The organism is Bifidobacterium sp. KRGSERBCFTRI, from assembly GCF_025908335.1.
Window position 1 is genome coordinate 2,706,659 of the sequence record NZ_CP109653.1, and the last position, 13,782, is coordinate 2,720,440.

Here is a 13,782-nt window from a genome sequence, read left to right on the forward strand (position 1 = left end):
TGGAAGCGCCCGCCCTTCTGCGTGGCCGACTTGCCATGTGAGCCACCCCTCGATGACGCCACGCTCCGCATCGGTTCTACCGGACGCGTATACATCAGGCCTCTCCCCGGTGATGCCGCGGATAGAACCATGCACATATCCACATTTTTCACGGAGACGGTTGCGGGGCTGCCGGCTTTCCATATACCGTCAGCGCATGGAAAGCTTTGGACACAATACATTTTTCACATTAGAGCAGGCACGGGAGGAGGCGGCGAGACGGCATCTTGAATGCAGGCAGGTGTTGTCGCGGATAAGGTCACGCTCCTCGGTTCCACTCTATGTAAGCCACGGCACAGCGCTGGAGCTGCATGGCATGATCGCCACCATGAATTATTTACCCGGATATGGTTCGGAGCTCGTTCACGTTTCGGTGTGCCGGCAACGCGACTTACGGAAAATACAGGGAATGAAATTCCATTACGCAAGACATGGCATAGACGGGGTGCACGCCGACGAATTAGTGTCAAGCGTCTCCGCGATGCAAGCAGTCTGTCAGATTGCGCCCTATGTCGACGAACGAAGTCTGGTGATCGCCATGGATTGGCTCACTTGCGCCAATCCCGATTTACGCGTCTGCACTCACGATGAGCTCTCCGACTACATCCGGAGTGCGCCGCGATTCATTGGGAGCGCCAAATGCAGAAAGGCCTTGCGCCTGTCCAAACCAGGTACCGATTCCCCGCAGGAAACGGTGCTTCGTTTGGAGAGCGATGCCTACGGGCTGCCTGAGGCACATGTCAACTATGAGATCATTGACCACATACGCGGCTCGGGCACGATGAAGGTGGATATCGCCTACCCGGATGACCGCGTCTGCATAGAATACGACGGAAATTACCACTACACCCACGGCCGCTGGATGTATGACCTCGATAAGCGGAACCGACTGAGGGATCTCGGTTTCACTCCTTTTGTCGCCACCCGCGAGCATCTGGCTTCCAAGCAGAAGCTGAACGAGCTGTTCGGCATGGTCGCCCGAGCGATAGCCAGTCACCGTTACGGCTTGGACTAGTTCCGTAGGTGGTTTTTCGCTTCCGTAGGTGGTTGGTCAGAGTATCGGGGTTGGAGAAAGGCTTTATTCTGGCCGTTTTCATGCCGGGTATTCAGACCCAACCACCTACGGAACACCCAAACCGCCTACGGAACCGCATGAGTAGTCCCCGCAATGGATTTTTCGCCATTGATTCGGGGAATCCATGAAAAGCCACAGCGGGCGCACCCTGCGTAAAAGGTCATGCCCGCCGATTCATGGGAGCCATATGCGCAAGGGCCGTGCGGAAGCCACATATGTGGCTTCCGCACGGCCCTTGCATTCGTTGAACACTACCGTTCAGCCTGTCCAATTCACCAAGAACGGGACAGGAACGAAGCAGAAGGAGCCTTACTCCAGTTCCACGGCGCCCGTGTACAGCTGGTAGTACTCGCCCTTCTGCGCGATGAGCTCGTCATGCGAACCGCGCTCGATGATGCGGCCATGGTCGAGCACCATGATCACGTCGGAGTTGCGCACGGTGGACAGGCGGTGCGCGATCACGAACACGGTACGGCCCTTCATGAGATTGTCCATACCGGCCTGCACCACTTCCTCAGTACGGGTGTCGATGGACGAGGTGGCCTCATCAAGGATCATGGCCGGCGGGTCTGCCACTGCGGCGCGTGCGATGGAGATCAGCTGGCGCTGGCCTTGGGACAGACCGGAGCCGTCGCCTTCGAGCACGGTCTGGTAGCCGTTGGGCAGCATGCGGATGAAGCTGTCCGCGTTGGTGAGCTTAGCGGCGGCGATGCACTCCTCGTCGGTGGCGTCGAGCTTGCCATAGCGGATGTTGTCCATCACGGTGCCGGTGAACAGATTCACGTCCTGCAGCACGATGCCGAGCGACTTGCGCAGGTCGGGCTTGCGGATGCCCTTGACGGAGATGCCGTCATACAGAATCATACCTTCCTGGATGTCGTAGAAACGGTTGATCAGGTTGGTCACCGTGGTCTTGCCGGCACCGGTGGCGCCGACGAGCGCGACCTTCTGGCCGGGCTTGGCGAACCAGGTGATGTCGTGCAGCACGGGCTTGTCCGGGTTGTAGCCGAAGGTCACGTCGGTGAAACGCACGTCGCCCTGCAGCAGGGTCAGGCGCCCGTCCGGCGAGGTGATCGCGTTCTCGCGCGCCTTCCTCGCCACTTCCGCGGCCTTCGGGCTCAGCGACTGCGCGGCCTTCAGGGAACGGCTGCCGTCGTCGCCTTCCTCACGCTTCCAGGCCCAATGGCCGGTTTCGTGGTCCACTTCGGTCATGGTGCGGCCGTCTTCGCCGAGCTCGACGTTGACGAGTGTGACGGAGCCGCCGTCGTCCTCGGGCTTCTCATCCATCAGCTGGAAGATGCGGGACGCGCCGGCGAGCGCCATCATCACCATGTTGAACTGCATGGAGACCTGGCCGAGCGGGTTGACGAAGGAGCGAGACAGTGTCAGCAGGGAGATGAGGGCGCCGAGGGTGAGCTTGCCCGCGCCGGCGAGACCGAAGTTGCCCATGCCGGAGAGCGCCATGAATCCGCCGACGATGGCGAGCAGGATGTAGAGGATGTAACCCATGTTGCCTACGACGGGCATGGTCACGTTGCCCCAGGTGTTCGCTTCGGCGGAGGCCTTGTACAGTTCCTCGTTCTTCTCGTCGAAGGTCTTCTGGGTGGCGTCCTCATGATTGAAGACCTTGATGACCTTCTGACCGTTGACGGATTCCTCGACAAAGGCGTTCACGTCGCCGATCCACATCTGCTGCTTGACGAAGTAGCGGCCGGAGCGGGAGACGATGGCGCGCACGACCACGAACAGGATCGCGGCGAACACGAGTACGAAGATCGTGACCGGCACCGACAGCCACAGCATGGAGACCAGTGCGGCCAGTGCGGAGATCGCGGAGGAGAACATCTGCGGGAAGGACTGGCTGATGGCCTGGCGCAGGGTGTCGGTGTCGTTGGTGTAACGGCTCATGATGTCGCCGTGCTCGTTGGTGTCGAAGTAGCGGACTGGCAGGGTCTGCTGGTGGGCGAACATGTCGTCGCGGATCTTCTTCAGCGTGCCTTGTTCGACGGTGACGATGAGCCACTGCCACAACCAGCTGCAGAACGTGCCAGCCGCATACAGACAGCCCATCAGCGTCAGCGCGCGCAACAGCGGTCCCCAATCAGGATCCGTTGCGCCGACCATCGGCAGGATGTAGCTGTCGATCAGCGATTGCAGAAACAGAGCGGAGCCGGCTTGGGCGGCCGCGCCGACCAGAATGCATACCACGATTGCGATGACATGCCATTTGTATTGGAAGATGTAGTCGAAGATACGTTTGGTGGTGCCGGGAGCGGCTTTCTGCATTGGCGGCTTAGCGCCCGGCTTCACGTCCGGATTCATATCCGGCTTGGATTGCATGGTTTTTCCAGTGTTCTTTTCAGCGGTTTTCCCAGTCATGTCCATCCCTCCTTTCACTTCAGCCCCTCAGGCTGTGCCTGGTTTTTGGTTTGAGATTCGTAGATGGATCTATATTCGTCGCAGGTTGCGAGCAGTTCGTCGTGCGTGCCGGCGGCCATGATTCGGCCGTCTTCCATGACAAGGATCATGTCGGATTCCTGCACGGATGCGATGCGTTGCGCGATGATGATTTTCGTGGTGTCGGGAATCTCGTTGTGGAACGCTTCGCGGATCAGCTTGTCCGTCTTGGTGTCGACCGCGGAGGTGGAGTCATCGAGGATGAGGATCTTCGGTTTCTTCAGCAACGCTCGAGCGATGCACAGACGCTGGCGTTGTCCACCGGACACGTTGGTTCCGCCTTGTTCGATATAGGTGTCGTATTTGTCGGGGAATTCCTGGATGAAACCGTCAGCCTGGGCCAGTTGGCATGCGCGGCGGATTTCCTCGTCGGTGGCGTTCGGGTTGCCCCAGCGCAGGTTGTCCGCAATGGTGCCGGAGAACAGCACGTTCTTCTGTAAAACCATGGCCACTTGGTCGCGCAGGATTTCCAGATCGTACTTGCGCACATCCACACCGCCGACTTTAAGCGAACCGTCGGTCACATCGTACAGTCGCGGCACGAGCTGCACGAGACTGGACTTGGCCGAGCCAGTGCCGCCGACAATGCCAACGGTCATGCCGGAACGAATCTTGAGGGTGATGTCGTCCAGCACCGGTTTTTCGGAATTGTCGGAATAGCGGAAGGTGACATGGTCGAAATCGATCGAACCGTCGGCAACCGTCTTGACTGGTTCGGCGGGGTTGGTGACGGTGCTTTCCTCGTTGAGCACCTGGCAGATACGTTCCGCGGAAGCCTGCGAAATGATGCACATGACGAAGATCATGGACAGCATCATCATAGCCATGAGGATCTGCATGGCGTATGTGACCAATGCCGTCAGATCGCCGGTGGTCAATCCCAATGCGGCGTTGTTGCCGGACGAGACGATCTGCCGCGCGCCCATCCAAGCAATCAGAATCATCGAAACGTACACACAGACCATCATGAGCGGACCGTTGAAGCTCATCACACGGTCGGCCTTGCTGAAATCCTTGTAGATGCGCTGCGAAATACGGCCGAACTTCGCGATCTCATGGGATTCGCGGGTATAGGACTTCACCACACGGATGCCCTGCAGATTCTCGTCCACCACATTGTTGAGCTTGTCATACGCGTGGAACACACGCTCGAACACCGGATGCACGTACACCGCCAGACCACACAGACCGAAAGCGAGAACAGGGATGCACGCCAGGAACACCAAGGAAATGGACGGGCTGATGCGGAACGAGAAGATCCACGCCACGATCATCATGATCGGGGCTCGCACACCCAGACGAATGATCATGGAATAGGCGTTCTGCAGGTTGGTCACATCGGTGGTGAGCCTGGTGATGATCGAGCCGGTGGAGAACTTGTCAATATTGGTGAAGCTGAAGCCCTGCACCTTCTCGAATTCGTCATGACGCAGGTTCTTGGCGAATCCAGCGCCGGCGATCGCGGCGAATTTACCGGCAAGGAAGCCAGCCGCGAGCGAACATAGCGAGCACGCCAGAAGAATCAGACCGAATTTGACGATGGCGGGCATGCTTTTGCCGGTGATGCCTTCATCAATCAACGACGCCATCACCGTGGGGATGAGGATTTCCAGAACACCTTCGACCACCACAAATATCGGGGTGAGAATGCTGGGCTTCCTATATTCACGCAGCGATTTGCCAAGCGTGCGTACGAGATGCCGCTTTTGTTTTGGCTGCGATTGCACCGCAGCCGTTGTCACGTTTGTTCCGCTCACTTACTCTTCCTTTCCTGTTTCGTCTTCCTGTGATGTTTTCCGTACAGTTGGTTGCGATTCGCATTCCCGCGATTGCCGTTCCCACGATTCCGCCTCGCACAATGCCAGGCTGGAATAGCGACTTTCGTCACCGATCAGCCCAGTGGAGACCAGATTGGTCTGCATCACGTCGAGCACGTGCATGAATTCGCGGATCTCGTCATCGCTCAAACCCTGAAGAAGAATGCCTTCCATAGCGATGGCGTTGGCTCGCAGCGCCTCGGCTATATCGCGCGATTTGTCAGTGAGCACGATTTTCTTCAACCGCGCGTCCCTCGGCACGGATTCGCGCACGATAAGCCCTTTGCGTTCCATCAATGCGAGCACCCTGCTCGACGTCGACCGGGTGATGCCGAAGCGGCGTTCCACATCCTGCGGGAAGATCTCCCGTTCCGAATGGCGCGCGAGGAAGGTGATGATGTCGATGTTGCCACCGCTCAGACTCTCCACTTCCATAGGACGCGTCACCGTAAGATACCGGTTGATGACGTTGTGCAGCGATCGGATGGCGACGCTTGGAGGCTTGCATGCGCCCCGCTCCCATGCTTCGGCGAACGCGGGGTTCACCGAAGCCGTTCCATCGTTCTGTATATCGTTCACGGAACATAAGATAACACGTTGTACATGCAACAGTTGCATATGCAACATTCAGCGTGTCGTGTGTGACGGAACCGGATCGCAGCACACCGAGCGCAATATTGTAATCGCAAAATCGCTTAAAAATAGCCAAAAATAAGCTCGGAACAAGCCGAAACCAAGTATGAAAAAGCCGAGGATGTGGTCCGCACCGGTTCATTCGCGGGCCACATCCTCGGTCTAAATCCTTGAAACTCCTTTTGCTTACGTCTTGTTTACGTCAATCCGTCTTATTCGGCGGTTTCGGCGATTTTGGCGTATTCGTCGAGCATGAAGGCGGTGATGGCCTTGCCGCCGTCGCTCATCAGCATCGGCATGGAGTTGATCGGCATGGACTTGAGGAACATGCGCATCATGTCGTTGTCGGGCAGCTGCGGCAGATTGCCGGCCTCGCCTTCCGCATACACGGATGCGACGATTTTGGAGCCGACCGGATCGTCGGCCCATTCGCCGAACGTGGACCATTCGTCGAGCGGCAGGGCCTTGCCGTCGCCGTCGAGCGTGACGACGGCCACGGCGGCGATGTCGCGGCTGGACGTGCCGACTTCGACGGTGTATTCGCCGGCTTCGACATGCCAGTCGTTGAACTTCTCGGACCAGTAGGCGAAGGCGCGCTCGTCCAGATCGAAGGTAATCTCAGCCGATTCGCCGGCCTTGAGGAACACCTTTCGGAAGCCCTTGAGCTCATGCTTCGGGCGGGCTACGGCGGCCTTGCCTGGAGCTACGTAGACCTGCACGGTTTCGGCGGCGTCCACGTCGGACGTGTTGGTGACGGTCGCGGTGACGTGTGCGGTGTTGGCGCCGGTCTTGGCGACGTTCACGCCGTCGATCGCAAAGGTCGCGTAGCTCAGGCCGAAGCCGAACGGGTAGTCGACGGCCTTGTCGTACGTGTCGTAGTAGCGGTAGCCGACGAACACGCCCTCACCATAGTCGACGTGCCCCTCCTCACCCGGCCAGTTGATCATGCTCGGATCGTCGTTGATGTTCATCGGAATGGTCTGTGCCAGCTTGCCGGACGGGCTGACCTTGCCGAAGATCACGTCGGCGAGCGCCGGACCGCCCGCCTGGCCAAGCAGCCAGGATTCGAGGATGCCCTTGGCGTTGCCCGCCCATGGTGCCACGGAGACGACGGATCCGTTGGACAGCACCACGACGATGTTCTTGTTTTCGGCGGCGACGGCTTTGAGCAGTTCGACCTGCTTGGCTGGAATGTCGAGGGTTTCACGGTCGAAGCCTTCGGATTCGGCGGCTTCCGGAAGGCCGAGGAACATGAGGACGACGTCGGCGTTTTTGGCGGTTTCGACGGCTTCGGCTTCGAGCGTGCGATCGGCCGGTTCGAGGTCGAGGGTGAAGCCCGGTGCGAACGCGACGTCGACGCCCCGCGCGGCGAGGGTGTCGAGGAAGCTGGTCATCTTGGTCGGGGTGATGTGGGACGAACCGCCGCCCTGGTAGCGCGGAGTGCGGGCGAATTCGCCGATGACGGCGATTTTCGCGTTTGCAGCGACCGGCAGGATGTCGTCGTCGTTTTTGAGCAGCACCATGGATTCGATGGCGGCCTGATGGGCCACCTCGTCGTGGGCGTCCACGTCGAAATGGTAATCGTCGATGCTCATGGCGGAGCGCGTCTTGTTCACGAGGTCGACCATGCCTTGGGCCATGCGGTCGAGCTGTTCGGGCTGGATGCGGCCGTCACGTGCGGCGTAGACGATCTGGTCGTCCGTGTAGCTCGGCGGCATTTCAAGGTTGAGGCCGGCGTTGAGGGAGGCGACGCGGTCGTGGTCGGCGCCCCAATCGCTCATGACGATGCCTTCATACCCCCATTCGTCGCGGAGCACGTCGGTGAGCAGCCAGCGGTTTTGTGCGGAATGCACGCCGTTGATGCGGTTGTAGGAGCACATGATGGTCCATGGCTGGGCGGTTTTGACGATGTGCTCGAAGGCCGGGAAGTAGATCTCGCGCAGCGCCCGCTGGGAGATGTTGGCGGATACGCGCAGACGGTCGGTCTCCTGGTTGTTGGCGGCGAAGTGCTTGAGCGAGGTGCCCACGCCCTTGGACTGCACGCCGGCGACGATGCCGACTGCCTCATGGCCGGCCAGATACGGGTCTTCGGACCAATATTCGAAGCAGCGGCCGCCGAGCGGATTGCGCTTGATGTTGACGCCGGGACCGAGGATGACGGCGACCTTCTCCTGGATGCATTCCTCCGCCATGGCCTCGCCGACCTGGTGGATGAGTTCCGGATTCCACGAGCTGGACAGGCCCGCGGCCGGCGGGAAGCAGGTGGCGGGCACGGAGTTGTTCAGATCGACTTCGCCGGTGGTGGCCGAGTTGGACTTGCGCAGACCGTGGGGTCCGTCGGTGATCATATAGCCGGGAATGCCCTTGGCTTCAACGCCCTGCAGATGCCAAGCGTCGCCGCCGGAAGTTAGGGATGCTTTCTCTTCAAGCGTCAGGTCATTGACGGAAGGATAGGTGTTTTCGCTCATACGTTCCTCTTTCGCATCGTTTTCTTGAGTTCGTATCGGTTAACCGGCTTGTGGAATCTCAACCCCGAAATCTTTACTAACCGGTCGGTAGGTACTTTATCAAAATCAACATCGCAACACGCCAATCTTCTTTGAAAAATCAGTTAACCGACCGTAAAGTAACTGCAAGTATTTACCACTTGAGAGAAATGGCGATTCATAAGCATTGCAGCGCACATGAATCGCCATTCATGGAAGGCAGGAGAGGGAATCATCATGGCCAACGAAGAAGTCGACCGAAGAGCGGAGATTCTCAATGCGGCCGTCGAACTGTTTGGAATGCTCGGCTATTACGGCACTTCCCTGCAGAAAATCGCCGATCGCGTAGGACTCACCAAGGCTGGCGTGCTGCATTATGTCGGCAGTAAGGAAGGACTGCTCACAGCCGCGCTGGACGAAGTCTACGATTCCGAAACGGAAGATATTCTTACCGACATAGTACGTGAGCCACGCCCGTTGATCGCCGACATGTGGCGCAGAATCGTGGCGGTGAACGCACGCAGACCGATTCAGGTGCACATGTTTTCCACGTTGAGCGCCGAAGCGATCGACCCGAACCACCCCGCACACGAGTACTTCGCCAACCGTGAGCTGCATAATGCCGACACCGCACTCAACATCCGTTGGCAAGTGCCCGAAGGTGTTGATACGCGTCGGCTGCTTAATGCGGGATTCGCCATGATGGATGGCGTGCAGCTGCGTTGGCTGCGCACGCCCGGTCAGGATCTGAACGCCATGTGGGCGGAATGCGAAGACGCCCTGTTCCCCCTGCCCATGTGGGAGGACTACCGCTAAGCCTCTGCCCCGGCACTGCATTAATGTATGGATGCAGACGTAAAAGGAGACATGTATGCGGATTCTGCTGGCACCGGACTCGTTCAAGGAAGCCGCTTCGGCTGAAGCAATCGCACAGGCGATGGCTCGCGGCATTAAGCGTGGCAATCCGCAGGCGGAATGCCGGCTCATGCCTCTTTCCGATGGCGGCGAAGGATTGACGCAAGCCTTGGTTCATGCCACCGCCGGCACGTTGCACAATGTTGAGACAGTTGATGCGATCGGCCGCCCGATTACCGCTCAGTTTGGCTTTCTTGGCAATAATCATGCTTCTTGTATTCTCCACACCGCCGTAGTCGAGTTGGCTTCGGCAAGCGGACTTGAACGGGTCTCCCCCGCCGACCGCAATGCGTTGTCCGCTTCCACGTTCGGCACCGGCTTGCTGATTCGTGCTGCGATTGACGCTGGCGCGGATCGTATTGTGCTTGGTTTGGGCGGCAGTGCCACTACGGATGGCGGCACGGGATTGGCTCGCGCGCTTGGATTTCGTTTTCTTGATACGGCAGGTCATGATATTCCGCTTGGTGGCGGTTCTCTTGTTGATTTGGAGAGGATTGACGATTCGGAAGTTCCCGATTTTGTAAAAAATGTTCCGATTGTTCTCGCCTGCGATGTCGCCAATCCTTTGACCGGACCAGAAGGTACTGCGCATGTGTTCGCTCCGCAAAAAGGCGCGAACACAGCACAGGTCGAACTCCTCGATCAGGGACTCGCGAATCTCGCACACGCGATCATGCAATACAATGGCCGCGATATTGAGCGCATTCCCGGTACAGGCGCCGCGGGCGGTACCGGCGGCGGGATGCTCGGCCTGTTCAATACAACAGTGCGGCCGGGAATCGAACTTGTGCTCGATCTTGCGCATGGTCGAGAAGCATGCGCATGGGCCGACGTCATCATCACCGGCGAAGGTTCCATCGACAGTCAGACACCGTACGGCAAAGTGCCGAATGGCATTGCGAAACTGGCGCAATCGCAAGGAAAACCAACTATTGCCATTGGCGGAACGGTAACCCGCGATCCACACACCATCGAAGCGTTGAACGAGACCGGCATCGTCGCAACGTTCGGCATTGCGCCCGGGTCGGCGGATCTTGCGACGCTGATCGCCAATACGGAACGCAATGTCGAGATTACGTGTGCCGCAATCGCCGGCACACTGCGCGTTGCTTCGGCTACTGCAGTAGCTGCAGCTACTTCACCTTGCGAATCAGCATGATGAACACCGTGCCCAGCAGCACCGCAACCACAGCGATCGGGAACAAAGCCGTATAACCGCCAGTGGCAAGCACAATCGCGACGGCAAGCTGCTGTATGGCGTTCATCACCGCGGAACAGTCGGCGTTCATTGACGATGGCAACTGGTTCAACGCATGCGTCTGATCAGGCACCAGTACGAATCCGGAAGCGGCCATAAACAGTGCGTATGCCACAACGATGACCCATTCATGTGAGCCGCCCACGATCGGCATTTCGTAGGCGGCTCATATCAGACTAGCGTGTCGATTATTAGGTTCTGCGACACGGCTTATTTCGTTTCGCTTTTACGCGACGGTGAAGGTGGTGCGCTTCAAGTGTTCGCGACGGCTGGAATGACCGATAAGCACTTCGAATTCGCCCGGTTCGACGATCCGGTTAGCTTCCGAATCGACGATGGTGCAATCGGAAACCGGAATGTCGAAGGCAACGGTCTTACTTTTGCCTGGTTCGAGTTCCACGCGCTGGAATGCTTTAAGTTCACGATCAGTCCAGCTGTAGGAGGTCACGATGTCGCCGATGTAGAGCTGTACTACTTCCGTGCCCTTGCGATCGCCCGTATTGGTGAGGGTGATTTCGGCATGCACAGTGTCGGTTTCGGCGAATATGCCGGATTCCGGAACGTTGGTGATGGTCGGATCTCCGTATTCGAACGTGGTGTAGCTCAGACCCTCGCCGAATGCGAATGCCGGATTCTGCGTGAGGTCGGCGTAACGGTTGCCGTGCTGGCCTCGAATCTGGTTGTAGTAGACCGGCAGCTGTCCTGCGTGACGCGGGAAGGTGATCGGCAGGCGTCCGCTCGGTTCGGTTTCGCCGAGAATGATTTCGGCGATGGCCTGGCCGCCCTTCATGCCCGGGCTTGGAGCCCACAGCAGAGCCGAAGTGCCTTCGGCTGGAGTTTCGTCAACAATCACGCCATTGGTACCGATCACGGATGCCGGCAGCACTTGCGGCTTGGAGCTGACGAGCACCACCACGAACGGCTTGCCGGTTTCGCGAGCCACGTTCGACAGTGCATCGATCAGTGCATTCTGTCCGCCGAGCAGTTCAAGCGTGGCGGTGGAGCAGCCTTCGCCAATGGCCTGGATCACATCGCCCACCACGGCCACGATCAGGTCGCTTTTACGTGCGTTTTCCACGGCTTCGCCAAGCAGTGCGCGATCAATCTTGGCGGAAACGCCGATCTTCGGGCGAGGCTGTCCATCCGGGTAGAACTCGCCTTCCGGATCGGGCACCAAATCCACGATGTTGGCACCGCGAGAGTACACGACCTCGCAACCTTCCGGAGCGAGCTGCTTGAAACCATCAAGCACGGTGGTGATCATTTCACGCGGGTGGCCGTCAGGCATCCAGTTGATCTGGCCGGAGCTGCCTGCCCAGTCGCCCAGCTGGGTCTGGACGTCATCGGCGAGCGGGCCAACGACCGCGATACGCTTCGCACCGGCCACGTTGAACGGCAGTGAACCGTCGTTCTTCAGCAATGCCACGGCTTCGCGAGCCACTTCAAGGTTGAGCTGCTGATGCTCTTCGGAACCGATCACTGCATCGATACGCTTCTGGTCGGGCAAGCGTGGATCTTCGAACAGTCCAAGACGGAACTTCAGTGCGAGAATACGAGCCACGGCGGCATCGATCAACGATTCGTCAAGCAGACCGGTCTTCACGGCTTCGATCGCACCCTCGTAGAACTTTGGCGTGGTCATCACCAAGTCGTTGCCGGACTTGACCGCATCGGCAGCAGCCTGCACATAATCAGGCTTGACCTTCTGCTCCCACACGGAACGGCCGACGTTGTCCCAGTCGGTGATGAGCGTGCCCTGATAGTTCCAAGCGCCACGCAGTTTGTCGGAAAGCAGCCACTTGTTGAAGGTGACCGGCACACCTTCGATGGATTCGTAGCCGAGCATGAAGGTGCCACAGCCTTCCTTGGCTACGCGTTCGAATGGCGGCAGGAACCAGGATTCCAGCTTGCGGTGGCTCAGGTCGGCTTCGGAAGCGTCACGCCCTCCCTGTGTTTCGGAATAGCCTGCGAAATGCTTGGCGCATGCGAGGATCGCGTCTTTGGCGAGCGGCTCGCCCGCCTTGGCTCCACCTTGATAGCCCTTGACAATGGACGATGCCATTTCGCCAATCAGGTACGGATCTTCGCCAAAGGTTTCGCCTACGCGGCCCCAACGGGTGTCTCGCGCGATGCACAGCACCGGGGAGAACGTCCAATGCACGCCGGTGGCTGACACTTCCTCGGCGGTGGCACGGCCCGCGGCCTGTACCTTTTCGGAATCCCACGTGGTTGCCATGCCCAGCTGTTCCGGGAAAATGGTGGCTCCCGGCCAGAAGGAATAGCCGTGAATGCAGTCGTCGCCGATCACCAGCGGAATGCCGAGACGGGTTTTGGCGTTCACCGTTTCCACGGCTTTCGGCAGATCGGACGGCGAGGTGTGCAGAATGGAACCAACGTGCTTGTTGACGATCAGATCGTCCAAATCGCCGCTTCGCGCGTCAAGCTGCATCATCTGTCCGACTTTTTCCTCAAGGGTCATTCGACCAAGCAGATCGGCGATGCGTTCCTCAGTAGGAAGTTTCGGATTCCTATAGGGCAGATTTACAGTATTTTCAGTGGTTTCGGTCATGGATTGCTCACTTTCCTCATTGAAGCGATTTCCTTTAATTACCAATTGGTATTTTAGTATATCATATGCACATCCGCAACTCGACATAAACCCGTCAACGCAAAAGGCGAGGGACCATCAGACCCTCGCCTTTTCGCACGCGCATGCAATGCCAATCTCAACAAGTATTCAAAATCAACGATATGCATCCCACAACGGGGATGGAAACAGCATGTTTTCCATCTGAGCCCACTCTTTGCATAAATCAACTTCAGGCTCGCGCAACCACCATAATTGCACACCATCCATGATTTCCATGGCCTTACGCACCACCGGTCGTATACTCGACTTCCATGAACCCAATTGCGGAGGAATCAGCCAAGGATATTGCGAATAGTTCTCCCAAATATCGTCCATACGAGCAGTGAATTCATCATGCAACGGATGTTCAGGATTCAACGATTCCGCAGAAAGCACGGTAAACTTTGAAACAGACACCCCCAAGTATGCCAAAACCAAGCGTCACTATATGTGGACGCAGCAATGAACAATTC

Annotated in this window: 10 protein-coding genes; 3 read left to right on the forward strand and 7 right to left on the reverse strand. The window is 58.1% G+C overall.

Going from position 1 to position 13,782, the window contains the following annotated elements:
* The first annotated feature begins 196 nt into the window (after positions 1-196).
* Positions 197-1,054: a hypothetical protein gene (locus tag OGI63_RS11695; protein ID WP_041777516.1), complete on the forward strand. Its 858-nt coding sequence runs from the start codon at positions 197-199 to the stop codon at positions 1,052-1,054.
* A 369-nt stretch (positions 1,055-1,423) separates the two neighbouring features.
* Here the strand turns inward: OGI63_RS11695 and OGI63_RS11700 are convergent, their stop codons facing one another.
* The 4 genes from OGI63_RS11700 to OGI63_RS11715 all read right to left on the reverse strand — a co-directional run bounded on the left by OGI63_RS11700 (position 1,424) and on the right by OGI63_RS11715 (position 8,489).
* On the reverse strand, positions 1,424-3,436 hold the full coding sequence (locus OGI63_RS11700) for an ABC transporter ATP-binding protein (protein WP_041777517.1): 2,013 nt from the start codon (positions 3,434-3,436) through the stop codon (positions 1,424-1,426).
* A gap of 71 nt (positions 3,437-3,507) precedes the next feature.
* Positions 3,508-5,328 (reverse strand): ABC transporter ATP-binding protein, encoded by a 1,821-nt coding sequence (locus OGI63_RS11705; RefSeq protein ID WP_011743517.1) that lies wholly within the window; start codon positions 5,326-5,328, stop codon positions 3,508-3,510.
* A complete protein-coding gene (locus OGI63_RS11710; protein WP_231836964.1) occupies positions 5,329-5,967 on the reverse strand; it encodes a MarR family winged helix-turn-helix transcriptional regulator in 639 nt (212 codons plus the stop codon). It lies immediately after the preceding gene.
* A 266-nt stretch (positions 5,968-6,233) separates the two neighbouring features.
* A complete protein-coding gene (locus tag OGI63_RS11715; RefSeq protein ID WP_011743519.1) occupies positions 6,234-8,489 on the reverse strand; it encodes an exo-alpha-(1->6)-L-arabinopyranosidase in 2,256 nt (751 codons plus the stop codon).
* A 255-nt stretch (positions 8,490-8,744) separates the two neighbouring features.
* Here OGI63_RS11715 and OGI63_RS11720 point away from each other — a divergent pair, with 255 nt between their 5' ends.
* Both OGI63_RS11720 and OGI63_RS11725 read left to right on the forward strand, forming a co-directional pair.
* Complete coding sequence (locus OGI63_RS11720) at positions 8,745-9,323, forward strand: TetR/AcrR family transcriptional regulator (RefSeq protein ID WP_041777369.1); 579 nt, start codon at positions 8,745-8,747, stop codon at positions 9,321-9,323.
* 55 nt (positions 9,324-9,378) lie between these two features.
* Positions 9,379-10,581, forward strand: coding sequence for a glycerate kinase (locus tag OGI63_RS11725; RefSeq protein ID WP_011743521.1), 1,203 nt, complete (start codon positions 9,379-9,381; stop codon positions 10,579-10,581).
* On the opposite strand, the gene OGI63_RS11730 is transcribed toward OGI63_RS11725, so the two are convergent.
* From OGI63_RS11730 to OGI63_RS11740, 3 genes are all read right to left on the reverse strand, one after another.
* Positions 10,556-10,834, reverse strand: coding sequence for a hypothetical protein (locus OGI63_RS11730; RefSeq protein WP_041777370.1), 279 nt, complete (start codon positions 10,832-10,834; stop codon positions 10,556-10,558). The genes OGI63_RS11725 and OGI63_RS11730 overlap by 26 nt on opposite strands.
* Positions 10,835-10,906: 72 nt before the next feature.
* Positions 10,907-13,249, reverse strand: coding sequence for a glycoside hydrolase family 3 N-terminal domain-containing protein (locus OGI63_RS11735; protein ID WP_113736376.1), 2,343 nt, complete (start codon positions 13,247-13,249; stop codon positions 10,907-10,909).
* Between the two features lie 174 nt (positions 13,250-13,423).
* Entirely contained in the window at positions 13,424-13,747 is a 324-nt protein-coding gene (locus OGI63_RS11740) for a TetR family transcriptional regulator (protein WP_231836966.1), read from the reverse strand.
* Between the last annotated feature and the right edge of the window lie 35 nt (positions 13,748-13,782).